Source organism: Dickeya undicola (assembly GCF_000784735.1).
Classification (GTDB): Bacteria; Pseudomonadota; Gammaproteobacteria; order Enterobacterales; family Enterobacteriaceae; genus Dickeya; species Dickeya undicola.
In genome coordinates, this window is record NZ_JSYG01000008.1 from 167,273 (window position 1) to 191,847 (window position 24,575).

Here is a 24,575-nt window from a genome sequence, read left to right on the forward strand (position 1 = left end):
ACCCTCCGAGTGGTTACGCTCGCTTTTCCCAGGGAGTTACGTCTGTTAACTCCCAGCCATTTCTCTTTCGTCTTCCAGCAGCCACAACGGGCCGGTACACCGCAGATCACCATCCTCGGTCGCCCGAATACGCTGGGGCACCCTCGTGTTGGTCTTACCGTCGCTAAGAAACATGTCCGACGGGCTCACGAACGCAACCGCATCAAACGCCTGACGCGTGAAAGTTTTCGTTTGCACCAGCACGAACTGCCTGCGATGGACTTTATTGTCATCGCTAAAAAAGGGGTGTCTGAACTGGATAACCGTACGCTAACGGAAGCGTTGGAAAAATTATGGCGCCGTCACCGTCGCTTGGCTCACGCTGGCTGATTGGCCTGATACGCGGGTATCAACGCTTTATCAGTCCGCTACTTGGACCGCACTGCCGCTTTCAGCCGTCGTGCTCCCAATATGGCATTGAAGCAATACGCCGGTTCGGCATGATAAAAGGCTGTTGGTTGACGCTTAAACGCGTATTAAAATGCCACCCTTTGAACCCTGGTGGTGATGATCCCGTACCGCCAAAACCCGACAATAACAGAGAACACTAACGATGGATTCGCAACGCAATCTTCTTCTCATCGCTCTGCTATTCGTAACGTTCATGATCTGGCAGCAGTGGGAAACGGACAAAAATCCCCCCGCAGCGACCCAGACCACGCAACAGGCGAATGGTGCTGTAGGCGATGCAGCCAACCAGGGCGTACCTGCCAGCGGTCAGGGTAAACTGATCACCGTTAAAACCGACGTGTTGTCGCTGAACATCAACACGCGTGGCGGCGACATTGAAGAAGCCGACCTGCTGGCTTATCCGGCGGAACTGGGATCGACCCAACCGTTCAAACTGTTGGAAACCACCCCGGCCTTTACTTATCAGGCACAGAGCGGCCTGACCGGCAAAAACGGCCCAGATAACCCGGCCAACGGTGCACGCCCGCTGTACACCGCACCGGCGGATCGCTTTGAGCTGGCTGATGGTCAGAACGAACTGCGTATTCCGTTGACTTACACCGATGCCAACGGTGTCAGCTTCACCAAAACTTTCGTGCTGAAACGCGGTGAATACGCGCTGAATGTAGAATACAGCGTTAACAACACCAGCGCACAGCCGCTGGAGCTGACCCTGTTCGGCCAGTTGAAACAGTCTATTGATTTGCCGTCGCATCGCGACACCGGCAGCAATAACTTCGCCCTTCACACCTACCGTGGCGCGGCGTTCTCTTCCAGTGACGACAAATATCGCAAGTACAGTTTCAGCGATATGAAAGAGAACCTGAACATCAACACGCAAGGCGGCTGGGTGGCTATGCTGCAGCAGTACTTTGCGACTGCCTGGGTGCCGGCAGCTGCGGGGAATAATACATTCTACAGCGCCAACCTGGGCAATGGTTTAGCCGCCATCGGCTTTAAAGCCACGCCGGTTGTCGTACAACCGGGCAGTCAGCAGAACCTGAACGCTACACTGTGGGTTGGCCCGGAAATTCAGGATAAGATGGCGACCGTCGCGCCGCATCTGGACCTGACGGTGGATTACGGTTGGTTGTGGTTCATCTCCCAGCCGCTGTTCAAACTGCTGAAATTCCTGCACGGCTTTATCGGCAACTGGGGCTTCTCGATCATCGCCATCACCTTTATCGTGCGCGGCATCATGTACCCGCTGACCAAAGCGCAGTACACCTCGATGGCGAAAATGCGTATGCTGCAGCCGAAACTGCAGGCGATGCGTGAGCGTATCGGTGACGATAAACAGCGTATGAGTCAGGAAATGATGGCGCTGTACAAGGCGGAGAAAGTGAATCCGCTGGGTGGCTGCTTCCCGCTGGTTATCCAGATGCCGATCTTCCTGGCGTTGTACTACATGCTGATGGGCTCGGTAGAACTACGTCATGCGCCGTTCGCGCTGTGGATTCATGACCTGTCGGCGCAGGACCCGTACTACGTGCTGCCGATCCTGATGGGTCTGACCATGTTCTTCATTCAGAAGATGTCGCCGACCACCGTCACCGACCCGATGCAGCAGAAGATCATGACCTACATGCCGGTGATCTTCACCGTGTTCTTCCTGTGGTTCCCGTCGGGCCTGGTGCTGTACTATATCGTCAGCAACCTGGTGACCATCGCCCAGCAGCAGCTGATTTATCGCGGGCTGGAAAAACGTGGCCTGCATAGCCGCGAGAAGAAATAACCGGTTGATTGCCCAATCAATCTCACTATAAGGCGGTCACTGACCGCCTTATTTTTTATATAGATACGACCCCATAACAGCGCCTGAAGATAGGCGAGAATGCAGAGAGAACACCATGAGCCATACCGACACCATCGTTGCCCAAGCCACCCCGCCGGGACGCGGCGGCGTAGGTATTTTGCGTATCTCCGGCCGCACCGCTGCCGCAGTGGCGCAAGCGGTGCTGGGTAAACTGCCCAAACCGCGTTACGCCGATTATTTGCCGTTCCATGATGCCGATGGCAGCGTGCTTGATCAGGGCATCGCGCTGTGGTTCCCCGGTCCGAACTCCTTTACCGGGGAAGACGTGCTGGAGCTACAGGGGCACGGTGGCCCGGTGATTCTCGACCTGCTGCTAAAGCGAGTGCTGACACTGCCTGACGTGCGTATCGCCCGTCCCGGCGAGTTCTCTGAACGGGCTTTCCTGAACGATAAGCTGGATCTGGCGCAGGCCGAGGCGATTGCCGACCTGATCGACGCCAGTTCTGAGCAGGCGGCCCGCTCCGCCGTCAACTCGCTGCAGGGCGCATTCTCCACCCGCATCCATCAGTTAGTGGAAGCACTTACTCACCTTAGGATCTATGTGGAAGCCGCAATTGATTTTCCTGATGAGGAAATCGACTTCCTCTCTGATGGCAAAATCGAAGCCATGCTTAACGACGTGATCGGCGATCTGGGTGCAGTGCGCGCCGAAGCGCGTCAGGGCAGCCTGCTGCGCGAAGGGATGAAAGTGGTCATCGCGGGTCGACCGAATGCAGGTAAATCCAGCTTGCTGAATGCGCTGGCGGGTCGCGACGCGGCTATCGTCACCGATATCGCCGGTACGACGCGCGATGTGTTACGCGAGCATATTCACATCGACGGTATGCCGCTGCATATCATTGATACCGCCGGGCTGCGCGAAGCCAGCGACGAAGTTGAACGTATCGGCATCGAGCGTGCCTGGCAGGAAATCGAACAGGCCGACCGAGTGCTGTTCATGGTGGACGGCACCACCACCGCTGCGGTGGAACCGGCGGCTATCTGGCCAGAATTTATGGCGAGATTACCGAAAACGCTGCCCATTACCGTGGTGCGCAATAAAGCGGATGTCACCGGCGAACCCCTGGGTATCGAAGACGTGAACACTTACTCACTTATCCGTCTTTCTGCCCGCACCGGTGACGGCGTAGACCTGCTGCAGGAGCACCTCAAGCAAAGTATGGGATTTACCAGCAACACCGAAGGGGGCTTTCTGGCTCGCCGCCGCCATTTGCAGGCCCTGGAGCAAGCAGCACAGCACCTGCAACAAGGGCATGAACAACTGGTTGGTGCCTACGCCGGGGAACTACTGGCCGAAGAACTGCGGCTGGCTCAGCAATCATTGAGTGAAATCACCGGCGAATTCACCTCCGATGACCTGCTGGGACGGATTTTTTCCAGTTTCTGTATTGGGAAGTGACGAGGTAGCAACCGGCGAGAAAAAACAGCCAGAGAGAGTAATGTCTTTACTGGCTATACTCGCCCAGCAAGCGTGGGCAGGCATTTCTCTCAACAGCATCGCCCCACGCAACAACCGGATTCACTACCCAGAGAATCGGGTGCTGTTCATTCATGCATCGAGGCCGGAAATCCTCACCAGATGAACCGTGAGCCAAAGCAGCTCATTACCGCCAAGGGTGATATCGAGCCGAACCTTGACGTAATCACGGATGAGCAAAGCACAGCGGTATGCGCCTGGGTACTCCTTAATCACCTGATCCAGCAAAAAACTGTCGCGCGCGGTGCTAATCTCACCTTCCTGTAATCGCTGGAGAAAGAACTGCATGTGGGTCATAAACCGCGAATAGTTAATCGACTCAGTATCGATTTCTTTCTTAAAGTGATACTGCACAAGATTAAAAATATCCTTCAGCATCTTAACCGACTGCATAGCCTGCGCCACGTCATCACCTTCACTCTGACCATTGACCAGATGAAAAGCGATGTTACCGGACTCCTCTTCCGGCAGTTCAATGCCGTACTGCTGGCGAATAATCGCCACTGCTTCACTGGCGACGCGAAACTGCTGCGGATAAAAGCGCCGAACTTCTGGCAACAGGCGGTTTTGAATCACTATACCTTTGCGGCTGCGTTCTATGGCAAAGGTCAGGTGATCGGCAAGGGTAAAGAAAATTTGCTCACGAACTTTGCTGGAAAGCTGCAAATTGGCGCGGGAAATAATCATTGCGGCCATCTCAATCACCTCATCAGGAATGGCTGAGAGCCCCTCAATATAGCCGCTGCGTTTTTCGAACGTCTGTGTAACAAATAACTTTTCTATTTTCTCTTGTGCAATCTCATCGCCGGGCCTGCTATTAAAGCCAATGCCTTTACCCATGACGATAACCTCCCTGTTATCGTCATCAACAGAGAGCACCAGACTATTATTGAGTACCTTCTGAACAATCATCGCTGCAACTCACTGTGATTACCGTTTTGCGCAATCACATCCTTATACCACCAGAAGCTGCGTTTGCGGATCCTTCGGAGACTTTTCAGGTCATCCTCACCGCGATCGACGTAAATAAAACCGTAGCGTTTGGCATAGCCCTGATGCGTGCTTACCACATCGAGTGCCGCCCACGGGCAGTAGCCCATCAGCTCAACACCATCGGCAATCGCCAGGCGCATCTGTTCGATATGCGCCTTCAGGAAGACGATACGGTAATCATCGTTCACCGTACCGTCATGTTCGAGTTTATCCGGCGCGCCCATCCCATTTTCGCTGATCAAAATCGGTAGGTTATAGCGCTCACACACCTTACGCAGGGTTAAGCGCAGGCCCACCGGGTCAACCACCCAGCCGTAAGGCGTTTTACCAACCCAGGGATTTTCCGCTGGCCTATAAACCCCTTCTTCACCCAACATAATCTGCTGGTCGCCCGCACGTGGCGCAACATCTGCGCCATCCCCCCGGCTAGCGGCAATCGTCGCAGTCGAGTAGTAGTTGATAGCGATAAAGTCAGGCCGTCCCTGCTGCAAAATAGACAGGTCTTCCACCTGCATATCTGGCGCAAGACCGCGATCCTGCAGATATGCCCATGCCAGAGCGTTATAGCGGCCATGCACCGCAACATCCAGAAAACTCCAGCAGCGCAATGTTTCCCAGTTATGTGCAGCAATAGCGTCTTCTGGCTTGCAGCTCTCTGCATACATAGACGTGGTATTGATCGCCGGGCCAATGCGCAGCCCTGGGAATTCCCGGTGACAAAGCGCAAAGATCTGCGCCTGAGCCAGCATCATATGGTGATTCTGCTGGTATAGCGCCTTCTTGTCCGGCAATGTGCGGTCAGTCGGTACGCCAATCGCACCGGGGTGGAGGATCATGGTGTTTTGTTCGTTAATCGTCAGCCACAACGGGACTTTATCGGCAAATTCGCTAAACAGTAGACGCGCATAGCGAACAAACGCCTCCCCAGTGTTGCGATTCAGCCAACCGCCTTTTAACTCCAGCGCCCAAGGCAGATCGAAATGGTAGAGGGTGACAATAGGCGTTATCCTGTGGCGAGTCAGCGCGTCAACCAGGCGATGATAAAAAGCCAGTCCAGCCGGATTCACCGCACCATCGCCATCCGGAATGACCCGTGACCAGGCCACCGAAAAACGATAAGCCTTCAGCCCCATTTCAGCCATCAGAGCAACATCTTCCTCCACATGATGATAGTGATCGCTGGCAATGCGAAAGTCTGCCGTTCCCGGCGGATGGTCGAGCATATCGACAACAGACAGCCCTTTACCGTCTTCATTCCACGCGCCTTCAACCTGATAGGCTGAGGTGGATGCTCCCCATAAAAAACTATCTGGGAATCGGGCCTGATGTTGATAAATCATACCCGTGCCTCCTGAACCGATTGCACCATCAACTCATCGCCATAATCGACCTGTGCAGCGGCCGTCACACGCAGAGAATGTGGTGTATCGCCATTTCCGACTATCACGGGAGTAGTCAGGTCGTACCCGGCCTGTTCGATAGCGGTGATATCAAAATAAATCAGCTCTTGCCCGGCCTTAACTTCATCTCCCAGCTTCAACGACGAACGAAAGTGCTGGCCGTTGAGGTTGACGGTATCAATACCGATATGAATCAGCAGTTCCAGACCATTGTCACTTTGCAGCCCAACCGCATGACGTGAAGGCAGAAAAATGATTACTTTGCCGTCAAACGGCGCACGCAATACTCCTTCCTGCGGGCGAATCGCCACGCCCTGCCCCAGCAAACCGCTGGAAAAGGCATCATCATTCACTTCGCTTAACGCCACCACCTGGCCGCGCAGCGGGCTTAGCACGGCTTTCTCACCGTCAATCTCACCTTCACTTTTCAGACGAGTACCAGACGGTGTTATCTCCTGGGTTTTCTCTTTATCTTCCGGGGTATTTTCAAACCCAATGAACCAGGTAAGGGTGAATGTCACCACGATAGAAATCGCACAAGTCACCAGCGCATGGACGATATTCATCGGGTTTTCACCGATAAATGCCGGGAGCGCTGCAAGGCCAGGGGAAACAAATGCGTAGCGCACCAGCCCGCTAAAACCGGCATACACCCCGGCACAACCACCGCCTATCATCGCAGCAATCAGTACGCGGCGATATTTGAGCAATACGCCATAAAGCGCCGGTTCGGTGATGCCCAGCAGCGCGGTAAAGCCCGATGAGGAAGCTAACTGGCGCAGACTACTATTCCTGGTTTTCAACGCCACGCACAGCGTGGCCGCCCCCATGGCCACATTTGAAGCCAGCATTCCCGGACCGTTAATCATTTCGTGGCCGCTTTTACTCAGTTGCCCCGTGGCAATGGGCGTCATCGCCCAGGCGGTTCCCGTAATAATCAGGAAGGGTTGTAAAGTGCCCATCAGCATCGGAATGAGCCAACTAGCGTGGCGGTCGATAGTCCCCGCCCCCGCCGCAACCAGATCGTTGAGCAGAATCCCCAACGGGCCGACCACTACCAGTGCCAGCGGAGCGGTGATCAACAGAATCAGCATTGGCTTAACAAAGAACTTGATTATCGATGGTGAAACTTTCTCGGCAAAACGCTCTACCCAAGACATTAGCCATACCGTCAGAATGATCGGCAGGACAGACCCGGCATAATCAGAAAGCAAGACATTGATGCCGACAAAATCCACCGCTTTACCGGCCGCCAGCATCTGGCCAATGCCTGGATGCAATAGCACACCTGCCAGAGTCATCGACAGAATCGGGTTGCACTCAAACTTCAGCGAGGCACCATACGCCAGCAGAACCGGCAGGAAAAAGAAAGCAGCATCGGCAACAATATTCAGCAGTTGATATGTCGAGCTAGTCCCGCTAATCAGCCCCGTCAACTTGAGAATCGCCAGTAGCGCTTTAATCATCCCTGCGCCGGTAATAGCTGGGATCACCGGAGTGAAGGTGGTTGAAATCACGCTGATAACACGCGCCACAATACCCTTAGGCTGACTATTTTTATCGCCGCTGACGCGACTTTTCCTCTCAGGCAGCATTTTGTTGATCATGCGAAAGACCTGCTGCACCTCATTGCCAATAACAATCTGAAACTGTCCGCCATTCTCTACCACGCTGATAACGCCGGGAATAGCGCTAATTTCCGCATCGTTTACCTTTATCCGATCATTAAACTCCATGCGCAATCGAGTCGCGCAATGCGTGATCATTCGGATATTCTCCGCACCTCCCACTGAGTGAAGGATTTTTTCTGCTATTTCTTTATAGTTCATAGTGTTACCTGGTGTTTGAGCAAAAAAAAAGACCAAAATAGACATGCCCCCCTTAACGGGAGAGCATTTCTATTTTGGTCTTGCCTGCTTTCGCAGTAACACGCCATCATAAAAATGGGCTGCTTCATCGGATTATCTAAGCAGCTACGGCGTATTCCAATCACAAACGGGTGAAAATGTGAGCTCGGTTACGTAAAAACGACATTCAGCCGTAGCAAAGCGTCAGTCCCACAATCACCGCATCGATACCGGCAAACAGGTCCGCCACCAAATTACGCAAGTGACTGTTCAGCGTGCCATCAACAAACCACCACTGATCAGTATCCCGTCAATATCGCATCAATAAATATTAACCGACGTAATTACTTTATATTTTTCTATTAATTTTAGAATAAGAAAAACTTGTTATCTCAAAACGAACCTTCACGCTATATTCACCATTGAAATCCTGTAATATATGCATACCAACCACCTCCTTTAAGGATAAAGGAAATAATATGAACGAGTTATTAGCCAACCCGCTCGAATTGAATGGATTCGCTTTTATCGAATTTGTTACCGACACGCCGGAAACACTGTCGGCATTATTTGTTTCTTTAGGGTTTACACGTGTCGCCCAGCATCGCCACCGCGATATTTCACTCTTTCGACAGAACAACATCAACTTTCTGCTAAATAACACCACGGCCGGTTTTCCACAAACGTTTCTGCAGGAACACGGCGCAGGGGCTTGCGGCATCGGGTTTTACGTCAGGGATGCCGCGCAGGCTTATGAACAGGCCATCCTGTCCGGGGCCAGACCGGCAGACCTTTCCACCAGCCCAGGTGAAATCATGGTGCCAGCAATCGAAGGGATTGGTGGGTCGAAAATCTACTTCATCGAGAAATATCACACCGGCATAGATATTTTCGATATCGATTTTGCATTTATTCCCGGCGTGGAAAGAAAGCCGAAAGGATTCGGGCTGCATACTCTTGATCACTTAACCAATAATGTCTATCAGGGCAGAATGAATTACTGGTCTGAGTTTTATAGCCGAATATTTAATTTTCAACAGATTCGTTATTTTGATATTGCGGGTGAATATACCGGATTGCACTCCAAAGCCATGATGGCGCCGGACGGCAAAATCCGTATTCCGCTGAATGAAGAGGCAGAAGGTAGCAACGGACAGATCCAGGAGTTCCTGCGCCGCTTTAATGGCGAAGGTATCCAGCATATCGCGATGCAAACCGACGATATTCTGACCACGCTCGATCAGTTGCGTCAGGCGGGTTTACCGCTGATGACCGCACCGTCTGATACCTATTACCAGATGGTGGAAGAGCGCCTGCCCGGCCACGGCCGTGATGTCGCAGCCCTGCAAACTCGTGGCATTTTGATTGACGGCAATACCCATAACGGGCAGAAAAAACTGCTGCTGCAAATTTTCTCGGAAACGCTGATCGGTCCGCTATTTTTTGAGTTTATCGAACGGGACGGCGATGACGGTTTTGGCGAAGGCAACTTCAAAGCGTTGTTTGAATCTATGGAGCGCGATCAGCTGGCGCGCGGGGAAATCAAAGTGACGACAGAAGCAGTCTAACCCCTACGTTATCAGGTGCGGCCTTGCATGATCAACACAAGGCCGCCACTGTCTGAATATCGATCGTATGCCAGCAGCATTAGCGATTAGCGCAACGGATACTCCAGACTATTCCTGCGCCGCCTGTTGCAGGCTCTCGCCTTCCAGACGGTAACGAATCCACTCGTTTTGCGGCGCGGCACCCAGACTGTCGTAAAAATCGATAGCCGGTTGGTTCCAGTCCAGCACGCTCCATTCCAGCCTTCCACAACCGCGTTCAACCGCCAGACGCGCGATGTATTTCAGCAGCGCCTTACCGGCCCCCTGGCCGCGATAATGCGGTGAGACGTACAGATCTTCCAGATAAATGCCGTTGCGCCCCAGCCAGGTGGAATAACTGGTGAAGAACACCGCAAACCCGATCGGCTCGCCGTTCCATTCGCAAATCAGCGCTTCGGTGGACGCGCCTTCGCCGAACAGCGTTTGCTCGATTTCCTGCTGGTTGGTCTTCACCTCATGCAGCGCTTTCTCGTACTCAGCCAGTTCACGAATAAAATTCAGGATAGTGGCGGAATCCTGCCGCGCCGCCCAACGGATATGTAAGGTCATAAGAAGATCCCAGTAAATCAAATTGGAAACGATAACCGGGAAGTAAGAAACGGGAAAGAGCAACCGACGCCTTCCCGCATCGTCATATCAGTAAGATATCAGGATTCTTCGTCCAGATGCGAGGCCTGTCGGCTGCACACCAGCCATACACCAGCAATAATCAGCGCGATCGCCAGCAGTTTGCCGGTGCTGAAGGTATCGGGAAAAATCGGCAGCGCCACCGCCAGCCCCCACACCAGCACGTAACTGAGGCTCAGCAGTGGATAAGCCCGGCTTAACGGCAAAAAACGCAAGGCATTAAACCAGCTCAACATTGAAAAAGCATACGCCGCCAGCCCCACCAGTACCGCCGCAGCGGCGACCGGCAACACCAGCATGGCGAACATAAACGGCAGCGGTTCCGTCATCGAGGGCAGTTGGGACATCCCCCATTTCATCGACAATTGTGCTGCACTGACCAGCAACACACTCAGCAGCGCCCATCCATAGCCTTTCACGCGATCCCTCCCATCAAGATTACACCGATAACAATCAGCGCGATGCCAGCCCACTGACGCAGGCTGATGGCTTCCCGCCATAGCCAGCGCGCGGCCAGCGCCACCAGAATAAAATTCAGGCTCAGCATCGGATATGCCACGCTCACCGCCACCCGCTGCAACACCGCCAGCCATAGCAACATCGCCAGCCCAAGCAGCAACAGGCTTACTCCCATCCACAACAGAATATGGGCACGACGTGAACGGCCACCGCTCTGCCAGCTGGCGGCCTGTTTCTGGCTAAGCTGACCGGCGCAGGTCAATAAACTGACCAGCAGAATCAGCAGGTAATTGGTCATTGCTGACGATACCACAATAAGGCGACTCGCCCTCGTCGGTCAGTGTAATCCGCTGGCGGTACGCCGGTGATCGGATCAGTCGCCGAAGAAAATATCAGTAGCAACGAGACATTGCCTTCACGGCGATGCGCCGCCAGCCAGTCGGCAAACGCACTGGCAGACACCGCGCGATTCGCGCTGTCCGGGTACGACAAACCATACTCCAGCTCACCCTGATTATCGTACATCAGAATATCGCTGCGCTTTTGTTCCCAGGCCGCTGCCGACGCAATGCCCACACTGTTGGCCAGAATGTAACGACTCTCTGCCAGGTGAGAGGCCACCTCCGGTGCGCGCAGGAACCACTGCGGATGTTTACTCTCCACCACCCGTTGCGGAATCGCCATGCCAATCAACAGGGCGATGCCCAGCGGGCAGGCCGCCGCCCAGTGCCAGCGCGTTGCCGAATGACGCAATGTCCACCAGCCGACCAGTCCCCAGAACAGGAACGCCACGACACCCAGCACCACCTTGGCGGTTTCCTGCGGCTGGTACAGCGGACGACGCGACACGCCCCACGGTGCCAACACCAACACCACGATCAGCGCGCACAGCAGGCCAAACACCAGGTTGATCCAACCATTGATAGTGAGCAGACGCGAGCTCAGCAAGGTAGTGGCACGTCTGGCCATCAGGATCGCCAGCGGCGCGAAACAGGGCAAAATGTAAGTCGGCAACTTGCCTTTGGCGATGCTGAAAAACAGGAACGGCATCACCACCCAGCCCAGCAGGTAGAACGCGCCGTTCTCCTGACGTCGCTCACGCCAGCTCTGTAGCAGTGACGACGGCAGCAACGCCAGCCACGGCAGCACGCCCGCGATCAACACCGGCAGGTAATACCAGAACGGCGCTTTATGCTGAGCATTCGCGGAATCGGCGAAGCGTTGAATATGCTCGACCCAGAAGAAATAGTGCCAAAAGTCCGGCTCCTGACGCGCCACCGCCAGCGCCCACGGCAGCGATACCACCACCGCACTGACAATCGCCAGCGGGCCGTACAGCAGCACCTCTTTCCAGCGCCGCTCCAGAGTGACCCACGGCAGCACCGCAATCACCGGCACCGCCAGCGCCAGAAAGCCTTTGGTCATGAAGCCCATGCCGCACACCACGCCCAGCAGCAAATAGCCGCCAATTTTACTGGCGCGGGTGGTGGCCTGCGCCGCACCCCAGAAGCTGCACATCGCCGCCGCCAGCCACAAGGTGACGATGGGGTCGAGCACCGCATAGGTGCCGATACCGTACACCAGCAGGCAACTCAGGTAGATGGCCGCCGCCAACAGCGAAGTGCGCCGTTGTTGCCACAACCGCTGCGTCAGCCAGTAAATCAGCCCCGCTGTCAGCAAAATGGAGAATACAACACCAGCGCGCACACCGGCGTTATTGTCGCCCAGCAGCCACTGGCCGATGTTATTGACCCAATAACCGGCGATCGGCTTTTCAAAATAGCGAATCCCCAGAAAATGCGGGGCAATCCAGTTGCCGCCCGCCAGCATTTCCCGGCTGATTTCCGCGTAGCGGGTTTCATCCGGTTGCCATAACAGGCGGCCATTGAGGGGAATAAAATAGTAGAGTAGCAACAACGCCAGCCACAGCGTTGTCTGACGTGCGTATTTCATCAGGCCGCCTCCACGGTCTGCTGACATCCCAACCAGCCATCGCGCCCGGCGAGGGAACCCCGCACCACGCGCCCGACCGGCAATGTAGTGGTATCATCCGGCAGCAATTCACTCAGCGGACAAAAGCGAATGCCTTCCTGCTCCGCCAGCGCCAGCAGTTCGCTGAACTGATCGCTCATCACAATGCCTTCCACTTCAGCATGAATGGTGTAGACCGGTGTACCCTGATCCTGATGGATTTTATCCAGAATATAGCGATTGAAATCGGCCGCGCTGGTTTCCCGGCCGACCGCTTCATCCCAGGTGGGCAACGTAACCGGAATCTGTACTGTACCGGTGCTGCCGTCGCTGAGCAGCGGGCGGAACGGCGCGGTGCCGCGACAGTCGCTGTTGTAGCGAAAGCCAAACCGCTGCTTAGCTTCCACCGCGGTTTGATCCGCACGCCAACCCGCTACCGCCGAACACGCTACCGGCTCGCCGGTAATCGATTGCAACGCCTCGTAGGCCAGTCGGATCTGTTGTTCCATTTTGGCCTGATCCCACACCCCGGCCCAGGTTTGCCAGGCGAAGTGATCCCAGGCGTGCAGCCCGACTTCGTGCTGCCGGGACGCCGCGCGAATCGGCTCCGGCAAACCGCGGCCGATCACCCTGCCCGGCCAGGCGGTGCCCGCCAGCAGGATGTCCCAGCCATACAGCGATGCTGCGCGCGAGCGCAGCATCTTCCACAAAAACACCGGTCGAATCAGGCGCCACAAATGGCGCCCCATGTTGTCGGGCCCGACGCTGAAGAAAAAGCTGGCCCGGACGCCATAGACGTCCAGCAACTCCAGCAGGCGGGGCACCCCCACCCGCGTGCCGCGCCAGGTATCAACGTCAATCCTTAACCCTACTTTTCTCATTCGCGGTCCTGTTTTATTCGCTGTCCTGACTGAATCGGCCGGTTTCAACGGTCTGGAGGAAGAAGTCCAGCGTTTCCGCCACAGTTTTTTCCATCTCGATGGTCGGCTGCCAGTGTAGCAAGCGTTTGGCATTGCGGATGCTGGGTTTGCGGTGCTCCACATCCTGATAGCCTTTACCGTAGTAGCTGCTGCTTTCCACTTCGCGGAAACCGGCGAACGGCGGGAACTGGCTACGCAGCGGATGCTTCTCAAAGCTCTCCAGCAGCTGTTCCGCCAGTTGGCGAATGCTGGCTTCGTTGTCCGGGTTGCCGATGTTGATGATCTGGCCGTCGCACACGCCGTCTTTATTCTCAATGATGCGGAACAGCGCTTCGATACCGTCTTTGATATCGGTAAAACAACGCTTCTGACGACCGCCGTCAACCAGCTTGATCGGCGAGCCTTCCACCAGGTTCAGGATCAACTGGGTGATGGCACGGGAGCTGCCGATACGCGCGGCGTTCAGGTTATCTAGACGCGGCCCCATCCAGTTGAACGGACGGAACAGGGTGAAACGCAGCCCTTCTTTTTCGCCGTAAGCCCAGATAACGCGGTCCAGCAGCTGTTTGGATACCGAGTAAATCCAGCGCTGTTTGTTGATCGGCCCAACGATCAGGTTGGAGTTGTCTTCGTCGAACACCGGGTCGGTACACATGCCGTACACCTCGGAGGTGGACGGGAAAATGATGCGTTTTTTGTACTTCACGCAGTCGCGGATGGTTTTCAGGTTTTCTTCGAAATCCAGCTCGAATACGCGCAGCGGGTTACGGGTGTACTCGATAGGCGTAGCGATCGCCACCAGCGGCAGCACCACGTCGCATTTCTTGATGTGGTACTCGATCCACTCGGAATGAATACTGATGTCCCCTTCCACGAAGTGGAAATGCGGGTTGCCGAGGAAACGTTCGATAGCATCGGAACTGATATCCAGACCGAACACTTCGTAGTTATCTTCCTGCAACAGGCGCTCGGTCAGGTGGTTACCGATAAAACCGTTCACCCCGAGGATCAGCACACGGGTACGGCGCTTCACACTCACCACCGGCGAGTTGTTGAGGATAGCGCCGGTCACCAGACCCAGGCTCTGGGCCAGTTGTGCGCCTTGCAGATAAATACCGTTGTCGCCCTGACCAGTGACGATCTCCAGCGCGTCGTTACCACAAGCCACCACCAGCGGCGAGGTGCTCAGCACGGTGCCCGGCTTGGCGGCGGCGAAATCAGTACGCACCTTCGCCTGCCAGATAATGAACTTCGTTGTGCCGACGAAACTGAACGCGCCCGGCCACGGCTCGGTCACCGCTCGCACCAGGTTATACAGGGTACGCGCTGGCTTCTGCCATTCAATACGTCCGTCTTCAGGAGTACGGCGGCCTACGTAAGTGGCCTGGCTCTCATCCTGCGGAATATCGTTCGCTTTACCGGCAGCGATGGCGGGCAGGCTATCTTTCAGCAACTGATCGGCGACGTCACGCAGCTTGCGGTGCAGGCTCAGCGCGGTATCGCTCTCGTCGATCGCCACACGCTGCTGCGCCACGATGTTGCCAGCATCGGCACGCGCCACCATGCGGTGCAGGGTCACGCCGGTTTCAGTTTCGCCGTTGACCAGCGCCCAGTTCAGCGGTGCCCGGCCACGATAACGCGGCAGCAGCGAACCGTGCAGGTTGTAAGCGCCATGCACCGCGCTCTGCAGAATGGCATCGCTCAGCAGGTGACGGTAGTAGAAGGAAAAAATGACGTCCGGCGACATCGCCGCAATGCGCTCCACCCACAGCGGGTGGTTAACGTCATCCGGTGCGAATACCGGAATGCCCAGCTCCGCCGCGGTGCGGGCTACCGATCCAAAGAACTGATTTTCCGCCGGGTTATCCGCGTGGGTAAACACCGCTTCCACGGTATAGCCCGCTGCCACCAACGCGCGGAGTCCCACGCAACCGAAATCATGATAGGCAAAAACAACAGCTTTCATTCTTCATTGTCCTGTTCAGAAAATCGTGGATCATTGCCAACAATACGTTGAATAAAATAACGGGGACGGGCGCGGACATCGTTGTAGATTCGTCCGATATATTCCCCCAATAGCCCCATACCGACGAACTGTGCGCCGATAAAAGAGAACAACACGGCGAATAGCGTAAACACCCCGTCCGCCGCCCAGGCCGCGCCGAAAAACAGACGCAGCAGGATCAGCAACAGCGCCAGCGTGAAACCGGAGAGCGCAATCACGCTGCCCACCACGCTCAGCAAACGCAGCGGCGTGGTGGTCAGGCAGGTCACCAGGTCGTACATCAGGTTAATAAGCTTCATGAAGCTGTATTTGGAGTCGCCAAACTCGCGCTCGGAGTGGCGCACCATAATTTCGGTGGTGCGGCGGGCAAAGGTATTGGCGAGGATCGGGATAAAGGTGCTGCGCTCGTGGCAGTGCAGCATGGCGTCGATGATATGGCGGCGATAGGCACGCAGCATACAGCCGTAATCGTTCATGGCCTTGCCGGTGGTGCGCTGAATCAGGTGGTTGATCATGCGCGAAGCGGTTTTACGAAACACACTGTCCTGACGATTTTCGCGGATGGTGCCCACCACGTCGTACCCTTGATCCGCCGTGTCCACCAGCCGGGGAATTTCTTCCGGCGGGTTTTGCAGGTCGGCATCCAGCGTGATGATAAGATCGCCGGATACATGGCTGAACCCGGCCATGATCGCCGAATGCTGCCCGTAGTTGCGGTTAAGAATCACCGCCACTACATGGCTGCCCGGTGCCTGCGCCGCCTCGGTCAGTAACGCGGCCGAGTTGTCGCTACTGCCATCGTCCACCAGCAGAATTTCATAATCACGGTTCATTTGATCACAGGCGGCGGTGGTGCGACGAATCAGCTCCGGCAGGCTCTCCTGCTCGTTGAAAACCGGAATCACCACCGAGACTTTATTAATTGCTTCCATGTCTGACATCAGCGTTTCCCCGCCAGTTCAGTTAACGCATCCACCACCCGGTCCACATCCTCGTCGCGCATATCCGGGAACAACGGCAGAGAGCAGATTCGGGCCGAGTTCCAGTCGGTGTTCGGCAGGTGGAGGTTGGTGAAACGTTCACGATAGTATTTCTGGGTATGGGCAGCGCGGAAATGCAGGCCAGTGCCAATATTGCGTTCTTTTAACGCTTGCATCAGCCCGTCGCGATCGATGCCGCAACGCGCTTCATCCACCCGGATGATAAACAGGTGCCAGGCGTGTTGGTGCGGCCATGACGGCAGTGTCAGCGGCTGGAACGGCAACGCAGCCAGTTTTTGCAGATAACGCTGCGCCAGCGCTTCGCGGCGCGCATTGTTGGCGGCCAGCTTTTCCAGTTGCACCAGCGCAATGGCGGCGCTGATATCCGGCAGGTTGTACTTGAAGCCCGGCGAAACCACTTCCGCCTGCGGTGCGCGCCCCTGCACCATGCGATCAAACGCGTCTACCGCCAGACCATGGAATTTCAGACTGCGAATGCGGTTAGCCAGCTCGTCGTCGTCCGTCACCACCAGACCGCCTTCAGCGCAGGTCATGTTTTTGATGGCGTGGAAGGAGAAAATCGCCGTGCCTTCACCGCCGACGTGGCGGCCACGGTAGTAGGTGCCCGCCGCGTGGGCAGCATCCTCAATCACCGGAATGCCGTGACGGCGGCCAATGTCACGAATAGCGTCGATATCTGCCGGTGCACCAGCGTAGTGAACCGGAATAATGGCTTTGGTGCGGGGAGTAATGGCCGCTTCAATCGCTTGTGGCGTCACCATCAGGTTATCGCGGTCCACATCCACCATCACAGGCTCTGCACCCAGCAGCACAATCATGTTCAGGGTGGAAACCCAGGTGAGTGACGGCGTGATCACTTCATCGCCAGCGCCAATGCCCAGTGCCATCAGGGTGACGTGCATACCGCCAGTCGCGGAGCTGACTGCAATGGCGTGTTTCGCACCGGTCAGAACGGCAAACTGTTGCTCCAGTTCCTGATTTTTGGGGCCAGTGGTAATCCATCCGGAACGAAGAACCTGCCCGACCGCAGCAAGTTCTTCCTCACCTAACGCGGGGCGTGAGAAAGGTAGAAAATCAGCCATGTAAAAATTCACTCTCAGGTTAAATCGATGATTATTGGTGTGGCGAGATAATTTTTTGAGCACTCGGGTCACATCGCCGTCCCGCCATCAAAATCGGATATGGGGATAAATACGTCAGGGAAAACCGCTCCTTAGTCCTTGCGAGGGATAAGTAGAAAAGCAATTAATGACAGTAATATGACCATCAATAATGTTGTTCATCTGACCTTGGTAGATGAGCATAACGAAGATTTCTTAGGTGAATATTAAGATGCTTCTTTTTAGCTGATGTTCAATCCGGGAGAAGAATAACAAGCGATGTTTAAACCCATCATCAATAAAATGGCGTTCAACGACAAACATTCATCCATCCTCAACCATATATAAACACACGAAAAGTAAGATGTTTTTCGTGATGCAAATCACATTGAAATCAAAACAACAAAAGAATTACGATTTCTTGCAAAATAATTAAAACTATCAACGTGGGAATAAATCCCATTCATACAAATTACTTATTTTTCTATAAAATATGAGCGGAGATAACCGTGCGTTCTTGTTCATCACTGACTCGCCATCCCTCTGCACTTTCTCATATTCTTTAATTATCATGAACAAAGCATAGTAAGATTTTCTGATATGGCAACAGGACAGGTCCCCATTGGGGGATATAACATCAGAAATGATATGCATAAAAAGCAAAAAAACCGCCCATGCAGCCATGGGCGGTTTTCTAGGTTATACATTTAAGAAAATAATATAATTACTTAGCTTCTTTCCCGTACATCGGTGAGCGCGGACCATATAACAGGGAAGAAGGACCACCAGCCGTCAACAGACGTACACTGGTAATACCCGCAATATCGTGGCCTTTATCAGCAATAGTATCGGCAATCTGTGTAACTGCCGCCTGAACCAGCAAGCCGATAACGCCTCCGTTAGAATTCGACTGCTGTTCGCTACTGGAGGCAGTCGCACTGCCTTTCCATAACTCCTTGCCATTACGCAAATCAACCAAGCGCGCATTAGCAGTAACACGAGTTTCACTATTTATGACCATGTATTTTGAACCATAGTCAGTGATATCAAGATACAGAGCCGCATCCGCTCCGAAAATCTGGTGCAGCTTCGCTACGCTAACTGCCTGAATATCCTGAGCTGTTGTCAAACCATTCTGTTTAAAAGTCTCGTCCGTTACCGCAACAGGCAGCACATAGTACCCTGATTCAGCTAACGGGTACGTCACTTGACTAAGGAAGCTAGTCCCGGCTTTCACATCCGGAGAGTGGTTCAGTGGTGGCAATACCAGAATCGTTCTCGGTTTGCTCTGCTTGAACGCAGTATAATCATAAGGTTGCGGCTTGGCACAGCCAGTAAGAACCAGCACACCCATCAAACTGATTAATGCTAAAAAACGGTTCATTGCTTATTTTCCTTTATTCTTGCTCAACAGAAAGTCCATGAAAGGGGCGGATTCGGGGAATAATGATTTTTCCGTCTCGAACTGCTGACGAGCATCCACACCGTGGCCTGTTTTTGCATACAGCAGACCCAATTGAGCATGTAATCCAGGGGGCACGGGTTTGTTCTGCGATTTGGCAACCTCTACTGACTTCTGCAAAGAAGCAATCTGCTCTTCAGGGCTGCTTTTATCCTGCTGATAATATTGATAAAGTGTAGTCTGGTAATTATCCCAGCTATAAATGGTCTTGGGCGCTGAAGCACACCCAGCCAGTAAAGTTGCGGCCAATAACAGCGCTGTCTTTTTATTGAATAACATTATTATTTTCCCATTCCTTTAATTTGATGGACGCCATGCGCCGCTCTCAATACCTGCAACCAGGTTGTTAACCGCTTCACGAATCGCCAAATCCAGTACTTTGCCATTCAGCGTCGAGTCATAACTGGCTGTACCGCCAAACCCGACAATCTCACGATTGGACAACGCATATTCACCAGCCCCCTGCACGGAATACACGACTTCAGATGTCTGGACATTTACGATATTCAATGTGGTCTTAGCGTAGGCAATCTGTGATTTGCCTCTGCCAAGAATGCCCCACAGTTGATGATCGCCAACTTCCTTACGACCAAACTCAGTTACATCCCCTGTCACAACGTAATTTGCGCCTTTTAAGGTTTGAGTCTGACCTTTAATACCAGCTTCCGTTTTCAGCTCGTCCATGTTGGTGCGATCCAACACATTAAAGCGGCCAGTTTGCTGTAAGTGGCTAACAAGAATGGTTTTAGCTTGATTTCCCAAACGGTCTACACCATCAGAGAAAATGCCATTCATATAGTTGGAGCGATTTTCAAATTTCCCTACCGAAATGGGGCTGCGGACGCCTTGATAAGGCGTGCTGTAGGACGCAACTTTAGGAGTTTCCACGGTACGTGAAGATTCTGTGGCACATCCGCCCAACAGGGTGGCGGCAATGACCATAGAACAAAAAACGACCTTTTTATTCATAGACCAATCCCTTACTAAATTATTGTTATACCGGTCAGCGTTTCTCATGAATGAGGTAGATGCCTGATAACGCCAGCATCCAGCCAACGGCGGGAGCTATTATGCTTAACGTTAAGATAAGTAACCACATATTTCACATCTAAAACTAAATTAAATATCCCGAACAAACATAAATATTCTCACGATCATTTTTCGATTAATAAAACTCTCATCATGTATTGCTGCGAATGGCTGTTTTTGTCTTTTTTGATAACTGCATGAAAAAATTTGGTTATTTTTACCCCACATTATCTGTTCTATATCAAGATTCATGCTGACCCGAGTCGCTAGGATAACCCTCAATAATTGAAGGGAACGTTATTTTTTCTCCTGACGAGACAAGTACCCCCCCTTCCAGAATCACTTTCTAAGAACCTTTCTCAATAGGCGCAATTGGCGTAGCCAGTTTGGACTCGGGCAGCGCGGAGACAACATGCAACGCATGTTGAACGGACAATTGCTTTGTCCGGCCCTACGGGCGAACGCAGCGAGCAAACCAGAGCGTACACGTAGTACGTGAGGGTTTCGAGCACTGCCCAGGTCCAAAATGGCAAGTGAATTAGCCTTATTGGGATAGGCTCTAAGTGACCCGCTCAGGCTGGTTTCGTTATCTCTCGCCTGCCCGGCAGGCAGTTCCGGCGCAACACAGCCTGTAATCACAACAGACACCCCATTAATTAAGTGAGTGCACACTTACTTAATTGAGTGGAGGCACGCCTGAAAATGACCGGCGGGTTATACGCACACCCATGCTGTACATGTCGGGAGAGGATATGAATCAGTTTGTTATCGCAAATGCGAAGGATTGTATTGGCTGTAATGCCTGCGAGATTGCCTGTGTGATTTCCCATAATCATGGGCGTTATCCTGAAAACAGGGACGACTTTCACCCCCGGATCAGGGTATTTCATCAGGGGGAGCAGCATACCGCGGTAACCTGCCGCCATTGTGAAGATTCCCCTTGTGCAAAAGTGTGTCCCACACAAGCACTCATCAGAAAGCAGGATGGTATTCAACTGGTTGCTGAAAAGTGCATCGGCTGTAAAACCTGTGTACTGGCCTGTCCATTCGGAGCCATCACTGTGGAAACCCAGCCACAAGGTGCCACCGCTCATAAATGCGACCTCTGCATTGGTCGCCCGGAAGGACAGGCCTGTGTGGAAGCCTGCCCCACACAGGCGCTACAGCTTGTAAGCGAGCACTCACTAGAAGAACAACGCCGCGCGAAGCAACTGCGGATGGCGCAAACCATCATGCCCGGCACGCCGCGCGCGGTCCCCACGTTTACCGAGATAGCCTGTCGCCCACTGGACAAGCGTAAAAACTGGCCGCGTCGTGATGCGGTAAAAAAACCACTGGAAGAACGGGTCAACACGTTTAACGAGATCTATCACGGCTTCAGCGCCGAGCAAACCCTCGATCAGGCCAGCCGTTGCCTGCACTGCGGTCAACACGCGGTCTGCGAATGGACCTGCCCGCTGCACAATAACATTCCCGCGCTACTGCAACTGGTGCAGGAAGGCCGCATTCTCGACGCGGTGGAACTGTCGCATCGCACCAGCAGCCTGCCGGAGATTTGCGGCCGGGTCTGCCCACAAGATCGGTTATGTGAAGGTGCCTGCACGCTGGGTAAAGGCCACGGTGCCGTCACGGTGGGCAACATCGAGCGCTATATCACCGATACCGCAATGAGCATGGGCTGGCAGCCGGACCTGAGCCAGGTCAAACCTACCGGCAAGCGGGCGGCTATCATCGGTGCCGGACCCGCCGGGCTGGCCTGTGCCGATGTGCTGGCACGACACGGCGTACAGGCGGTGGTGTTTGACCGGCATCCTGAAATCGGCGGGCTGCTGACATTCGGCATTCCGGCCTTCAAGCTGGACAAGTCAGTGCTAATCCGACGCCGGGAAATCTTCAGCGCGATGGGAATCGAGTTTCGTCTTAATACCGACGTGGGAACTGATATCAGCATGACGCAGTTGCTGGCGGAGTTTGACACTGTATTCCTCGGCGTCGGCACCTACCGTTCGATGAAAGCTGGGCTGGAAAATGAAGACGCACCCGGCGTGTACGACGCGCTACCGTTCCTGATCGCCAATACCAAGCGGGTCATGGGATTGCCTGAACTGCCCGACGAACCTTACGTATCGATGCAAGGCAAGCGGGTGCTGGTGCTGGGCGGCGGCGATACCGCCATGGACTGCCTGCGCACCTCGATTCGCCAGGGCGCAGAATCGGTCACCTGCGCCTATCGTCGTGATGAAGCCAATATGCCGGGCTCACGCAAGGAGGTAAAAAATTCCCGTGAAGAAGGCGTGGAATTTTTGTTCAACGTTCAGCCACTCAAGATCTGCCTGAATGATAACGGCGAAGTCTGCGGGATCAGTCTGATCCGCACCGAAATGGGTGAACCAGACGCCAGCGGACGCCGTCGGCCGAAACCGGTGCCCGGCTCCGAATTCATTCAGCCAGCGGACGCCGTGATCACCGCGTTCGGTTTCCAGACACACAGTATGCCGTGGTTGCAGGATGCGCATATCGAACAAAATCGTTGGGGCCATATCACGACCACGCAATCCGGCAACCGGCACCCTTGTCAAACCAGCCATCCCCAGGTCTTCGCCGGTGGAGATGTGGTACGCGGTGCCGATCTGGTGGTCACCGCCATTGCCGATGGCCGTAAAGCCGCGCAAGGGATGTTGCGGGTGATGGGGCTGGAAAGTCAGGACATGTCGTTACCGGTCAACACCACGATTGTTCAGCAGGAGAACCGGCCATGAATCAGTTTGTCATTGCGGACGCGACCAAATGTATTGGCTGCCGCACCTGTGAAATCGCCTGTGCTGTCGCCCATGCGGGCGGGAACCAACAAAATTTGCATAAATCGCATTTTTTTCCGCGCCTTAAAGTAATTAAAAATGCTAACGTGAGCACGCCTGTGCTGTGCCATCAGTGTGAAAACGCACCGTGCGCTAGCGTTTGTCCGCACGATGCGCTGGTGCAGCATCAAGACAGCATTCAGGTTATCTCGTCGCGGTGTATTGGTTGCAAAAGTTGCGTCATCGCCTGCCCGTTCGGTGCTATCAATGTGGTATCGCGGTCATCCGATGATGAGACGCCAGCCCCATCGCTATCAGGCAGTGAAGTCCATAAATGTGATCTTTGCATCGGCGTCGCCGATAGCCCGTCTTGTGTACGCGTGTGCCCAACGTCAGCGCTGACTCTGGTTACGTCGCAGACGCTGACCGAGCGAGTGCTTGAAAAACAGCAGCGTTCCGCATGGCACCACGCGGAGATTCGTTTGCGCTAATGCCTTTGTGCCCGTAACGCCAGGATGCGTTCACGGGCAACTTAAGCAGGCCACACTGCCGTGCTTCGTGAGCATGGCGACTGACATGATGTGATATAAGCCCGATTTTAGTTTCAAATAAAATAAAATCAGTTTTAATAAAATGTGCTTTTTGACGTATTCTGCTCGAACATAGATAATTATCGCCGATTTATCCGCCAGTTTTTCTTTGGCACAGATATTTATCTGAACATTTGCGTCAGAAATGAACTTCACAGAGCAGTCATTCTACTAAAAATTATCAGGTTTTTTTCGTTGGCATCATGGAGTGAATATGACCTGTCATTTCGTCAGGTGGGCAAGCACGGAAGCGTTACCCGATCTGCAGCGGTTATCGGATGACCTGATTTCATCCACGCACAGCTTTTCAGTGAAGCGCCGCGAGCGCTATCTGAAAAGCCGCGCGCTGCTGGCAGAGATGATGTTTTATTTCTTCGGTTATCCAGTTCTTCCGCCACTAATGGTTTCGCCGAATGGCAGACCTTGTTTTGTTGATCCACATTTACCTGACTTCAGCCTCGGCTACGCAGGAAACACCATCGCAATCCTGCTCAGTGAGGAAGGTAAAGTGGGTATGGACGTGGAAATTGTTCGCGTCTGGAGTCGTGAAACGCCGTCGCATCTGCAAACGCAAACCCACGCAGAAAAAGCCTGGATTGACGCCCAGCTTGATCCGCTGGAGGCTGCCACCCAGTTATGCACTATTCGTCAGTCGGTACTGAAAATTCCCGGTTTCAATATTGGTGGTCCGGAATCGCTAAAATTGCACCCGGCCTCCGGCCGCCTGCGGTCGCGGCATATCCCGGATGTGGAAGTGATCAGTGATATTGATGACTATCTGGCCTGGGCCTGCGCCCATACGCCTCGTCTCGACCGGTTGGTGATGTGGAACTACACCTCGGCCTACGGTATGCGGAAATCCGGCGAAATCGTTCAGCAACAGCGTCAATCACGGCGCTATATCAAGCTGAGTAGCCACGCGACGGAAAACGCGCCGCCGCAGTACGCGATGTAGCAGACAGAAACGCGGAAAAGAACGCCAAA

General features: G+C 54.0%; 22 protein-coding genes. 8 read left to right on the top strand and 14 right to left on the bottom strand.

From position 1 onward, the window contains the following. Window positions 1-9: 9 nt before the first annotated feature. The 4 genes from rnpA (at window position 10) to mnmE (ending at window position 3,704) form a co-directional block, all read left to right on the top strand. Entirely contained in the window at window positions 10-369 is a 360-nt protein-coding gene (rnpA, locus tag OB87_RS04090) for a ribonuclease P protein component (RefSeq protein ID WP_072025424.1), read from the top strand. After that, complete coding sequence (yidD, locus tag OB87_RS19690) at window positions 333-590, top strand: membrane protein insertion efficiency factor YidD (RefSeq protein ID WP_072025425.1); 258 nt, start codon at window positions 333-335, stop codon at window positions 588-590. The genes rnpA and yidD overlap by 37 nt, the downstream gene beginning before the upstream one ends. 2 nt (window positions 591-592) lie before the next feature. Beyond that, entirely contained in the window at window positions 593-2,224 is a 1,632-nt protein-coding gene (gene yidC / locus OB87_RS04095; protein ID WP_033568159.1) for a membrane protein insertase YidC, read from the top strand. Between the two features lie 115 nt (window positions 2,225-2,339). Further along, window positions 2,340-3,704, top strand: a complete 1,365-nt coding sequence (mnmE, locus tag OB87_RS04100) for a tRNA uridine-5-carboxymethylaminomethyl(34) synthesis GTPase MnmE (protein ID WP_033568160.1) — start codon at window positions 2,340-2,342, stop codon at window positions 3,702-3,704. 150 nt (window positions 3,705-3,854) lie between these two features. Here mnmE and licT read toward each other — a convergent pair whose 3' ends face one another. The 3 genes from licT to OB87_RS04115 are packed head-to-tail and all read right to left on the bottom strand — an operon-like array spanning window position 3,855 to window position 8,004. Further along, window positions 3,855-4,694 carry a BglG family transcription antiterminator LicT gene (licT, locus tag OB87_RS04105; RefSeq protein WP_033568161.1) on the bottom strand — a complete coding sequence of 280 codons (840 nt, stop codon included), beginning with the start codon at window positions 4,692-4,694 and terminating at the stop codon, window positions 3,855-3,857. Further along, a complete protein-coding gene (locus tag OB87_RS04110) occupies window positions 4,691-6,115 on the bottom strand; it encodes a glycoside hydrolase family 1 protein (protein WP_033568162.1) in 1,425 nt (474 codons plus the stop codon). Before OB87_RS04110 ends, licT begins: the two co-directional genes overlap by 4 nt. Further along, complete coding sequence (locus tag OB87_RS04115) at window positions 6,112-8,004, bottom strand: beta-glucoside-specific PTS transporter subunit IIABC (protein ID WP_033568163.1); 1,893 nt, start codon at window positions 8,002-8,004, stop codon at window positions 6,112-6,114. The genes OB87_RS04110 and OB87_RS04115 overlap by 4 nt, the downstream gene beginning before the upstream one ends. A 497-nt stretch (window positions 8,005-8,501) precedes the next feature. Between OB87_RS04115 and hppD the strand changes: the two genes are divergently transcribed. After that, complete coding sequence (hppD, locus tag OB87_RS04120; RefSeq protein ID WP_033568164.1) at window positions 8,502-9,590, top strand: 4-hydroxyphenylpyruvate dioxygenase; 1,089 nt, start codon at window positions 8,502-8,504, stop codon at window positions 9,588-9,590. A 108-nt stretch (window positions 9,591-9,698) separates the two neighbouring features. Here the strand turns inward: hppD and OB87_RS04125 are convergent, their stop codons facing one another. The 11 genes from OB87_RS04125 to OB87_RS04175 all read right to left on the bottom strand — a co-directional run bounded on the left by OB87_RS04125 (window position 9,699) and on the right by OB87_RS04175 (window position 20,143). Further along, window positions 9,699-10,178, bottom strand: a complete 480-nt coding sequence (locus tag OB87_RS04125) for a GNAT family N-acetyltransferase (protein WP_033568165.1) — start codon at window positions 10,176-10,178, stop codon at window positions 9,699-9,701. A 98-nt stretch (window positions 10,179-10,276) separates the two neighbouring features. Beyond that, the gene (gene arnF / locus OB87_RS04130) at window positions 10,277-10,675 is read right to left on the bottom strand and encodes a 4-amino-4-deoxy-L-arabinose-phosphoundecaprenol flippase subunit ArnF (protein ID WP_033568166.1); all 399 of its coding nucleotides are present in this window, start codon (window positions 10,673-10,675) and stop codon (window positions 10,277-10,279) included. Continuing rightward, a complete protein-coding gene (arnE, locus tag OB87_RS04135) occupies window positions 10,672-11,013 on the bottom strand; it encodes a 4-amino-4-deoxy-L-arabinose-phosphoundecaprenol flippase subunit ArnE (RefSeq protein WP_033568167.1) in 342 nt (113 codons plus the stop codon). The genes arnF and arnE overlap by 4 nt, the downstream gene beginning before the upstream one ends. Then, entirely contained in the window at window positions 11,010-12,668 is a 1,659-nt protein-coding gene (gene arnT, locus OB87_RS04140; protein ID WP_033568168.1) for a lipid IV(A) 4-amino-4-deoxy-L-arabinosyltransferase, read from the bottom strand. Before arnT ends, arnE begins: the two co-directional genes overlap by 4 nt. Continuing rightward, on the bottom strand, window positions 12,668-13,567 hold the full coding sequence (gene arnD, locus OB87_RS04145; protein ID WP_033568169.1) for a 4-deoxy-4-formamido-L-arabinose-phosphoundecaprenol deformylase: 900 nt from the start codon (window positions 13,565-13,567) through the stop codon (window positions 12,668-12,670). Before arnD ends, arnT begins: the two co-directional genes overlap by 1 nt. Before the next feature lie 13 nt (window positions 13,568-13,580). After that, window positions 13,581-15,572: a bifunctional UDP-4-amino-4-deoxy-L-arabinose formyltransferase/UDP-glucuronic acid oxidase ArnA gene (gene arnA / locus OB87_RS04150; protein WP_033568170.1), complete on the bottom strand. Its 1,992-nt coding sequence runs from the start codon at window positions 15,570-15,572 to the stop codon at window positions 13,581-13,583. Next, on the bottom strand, window positions 15,569-16,552 hold the full coding sequence (arnC, locus tag OB87_RS04155) for an undecaprenyl-phosphate 4-deoxy-4-formamido-L-arabinose transferase (RefSeq protein ID WP_033568171.1): 984 nt from the start codon (window positions 16,550-16,552) through the stop codon (window positions 15,569-15,571). Before arnC ends, arnA begins: the two co-directional genes overlap by 4 nt. Further along, window positions 16,552-17,694: a UDP-4-amino-4-deoxy-L-arabinose aminotransferase gene (gene arnB / locus OB87_RS04160; RefSeq protein ID WP_033568172.1), complete on the bottom strand. Its 1,143-nt coding sequence runs from the start codon at window positions 17,692-17,694 to the stop codon at window positions 16,552-16,554. Before arnB ends, arnC begins: the two co-directional genes overlap by 1 nt. 742 nt (window positions 17,695-18,436) lie before the next feature. Then, window positions 18,437-19,096: a DUF799 domain-containing protein gene (locus tag OB87_RS04165; RefSeq protein WP_033568173.1), complete on the bottom strand. Its 660-nt coding sequence runs from the start codon at window positions 19,094-19,096 to the stop codon at window positions 18,437-18,439. A 3-nt stretch (window positions 19,097-19,099) separates the two neighbouring features. Next, on the bottom strand, window positions 19,100-19,453 hold the full coding sequence (locus OB87_RS04170; RefSeq protein WP_033568174.1) for a DUF4810 domain-containing protein: 354 nt from the start codon (window positions 19,451-19,453) through the stop codon (window positions 19,100-19,102). A gap of 18 nt (window positions 19,454-19,471) precedes the next feature. Continuing rightward, complete coding sequence (locus tag OB87_RS04175; RefSeq protein ID WP_015855655.1) at window positions 19,472-20,143, bottom strand: CsgG/HfaB family protein; 672 nt, start codon at window positions 20,141-20,143, stop codon at window positions 19,472-19,474. A gap of 812 nt (window positions 20,144-20,955) precedes the next feature. Between OB87_RS04175 and aegA the strand changes: the two genes are divergently transcribed. The 3 genes from aegA (at window position 20,956) to OB87_RS04195 (ending at window position 24,546) form a co-directional block, all read left to right on the top strand. Beyond that, window positions 20,956-22,962: a formate-dependent uric acid utilization protein AegA gene (gene aegA, locus OB87_RS04180; RefSeq protein ID WP_033568175.1), complete on the top strand. Its 2,007-nt coding sequence runs from the start codon at window positions 20,956-20,958 to the stop codon at window positions 22,960-22,962. After that, on the top strand, window positions 22,959-23,492 hold the full coding sequence (locus OB87_RS04185; RefSeq protein ID WP_033568176.1) for a 4Fe-4S dicluster domain-containing protein: 534 nt from the start codon (window positions 22,959-22,961) through the stop codon (window positions 23,490-23,492). Before aegA ends, OB87_RS04185 begins: the two co-directional genes overlap by 4 nt. A gap of 313 nt (window positions 23,493-23,805) precedes the next feature. After that, complete coding sequence (locus OB87_RS04195; RefSeq protein ID WP_033568178.1) at window positions 23,806-24,546, top strand: 4'-phosphopantetheinyl transferase family protein; 741 nt, start codon at window positions 23,806-23,808, stop codon at window positions 24,544-24,546. Window positions 24,547-24,575 lie beyond the last annotated feature (29 nt).

Excerpts from the sequence above, each read along its gene's own strand:
- yidD (WP_072025425.1), top strand. The coding sequence starts at position 333 with ATGGCGCCGTCACCGTCGCTTGGCTCACGCTGGCTGATTGGCCTGATA.
- yidC (WP_033568159.1), top strand. The coding sequence starts at position 593 with ATGGATTCGCAACGCAATCTTCTTCTCATCGCTCTGCTATTCGTAACG.
- mnmE (WP_033568160.1), top strand. The coding sequence starts at position 2,340 with ATGAGCCATACCGACACCATCGTTGCCCAAGCCACCCCGCCGGGACGC.
- licT (WP_033568161.1), bottom strand. The coding sequence starts at position 4,694 with ATGATTGTTCAGAAGGTACTCAATAATAGTCTGGTGCTCTCTGTTGAT.
- OB87_RS04110 (WP_033568162.1), bottom strand. The coding sequence starts at position 6,115 with ATGATTTATCAACATCAGGCCCGATTCCCAGATAGTTTTTTATGGGGA.
- OB87_RS04115 (WP_033568163.1), bottom strand. The coding sequence starts at position 8,004 with ATGAACTATAAAGAAATAGCAGAAAAAATCCTTCACTCAGTGGGAGGT.
- hppD (WP_033568164.1), top strand. The coding sequence starts at position 8,502 with ATGAACGAGTTATTAGCCAACCCGCTCGAATTGAATGGATTCGCTTTT.
- OB87_RS04125 (WP_033568165.1), bottom strand. The coding sequence starts at position 10,178 with ATGACCTTACATATCCGTTGGGCGGCGCGGCAGGATTCCGCCACTATC.
- arnE (WP_033568167.1), bottom strand. The coding sequence starts at position 11,013 with ATGACCAATTACCTGCTGATTCTGCTGGTCAGTTTATTGACCTGCGCC.
- arnT (WP_033568168.1), bottom strand. The coding sequence starts at position 12,668 with ATGAAATACGCACGTCAGACAACGCTGTGGCTGGCGTTGTTGCTACTC.
- arnD (WP_033568169.1), bottom strand. The coding sequence starts at position 13,567 with ATGAGAAAAGTAGGGTTAAGGATTGACGTTGATACCTGGCGCGGCACG.
- arnA (WP_033568170.1), bottom strand. The coding sequence starts at position 15,572 with ATGAAAGCTGTTGTTTTTGCCTATCATGATTTCGGTTGCGTGGGACTC.
- arnC (WP_033568171.1), bottom strand. The coding sequence starts at position 16,552 with ATGTCAGACATGGAAGCAATTAATAAAGTCTCGGTGGTGATTCCGGTT.
- arnB (WP_033568172.1), bottom strand. The coding sequence starts at position 17,694 with ATGGCTGATTTTCTACCTTTCTCACGCCCCGCGTTAGGTGAGGAAGAA.
- OB87_RS04165 (WP_033568173.1), bottom strand. The coding sequence starts at position 19,096 with ATGAACCGTTTTTTAGCATTAATCAGTTTGATGGGTGTGCTGGTTCTT.
- OB87_RS04170 (WP_033568174.1), bottom strand. The coding sequence starts at position 19,453 with ATGTTATTCAATAAAAAGACAGCGCTGTTATTGGCCGCAACTTTACTG.
- OB87_RS04175 (WP_015855655.1), bottom strand. The coding sequence starts at position 20,143 with ATGAATAAAAAGGTCGTTTTTTGTTCTATGGTCATTGCCGCCACCCTG.
- aegA (WP_033568175.1), top strand. The coding sequence starts at position 20,956 with ATGAATCAGTTTGTTATCGCAAATGCGAAGGATTGTATTGGCTGTAAT.
- OB87_RS04185 (WP_033568176.1), top strand. The coding sequence starts at position 22,959 with ATGAATCAGTTTGTCATTGCGGACGCGACCAAATGTATTGGCTGCCGC.
- OB87_RS04195 (WP_033568178.1), top strand. The coding sequence starts at position 23,806 with ATGACCTGTCATTTCGTCAGGTGGGCAAGCACGGAAGCGTTACCCGAT.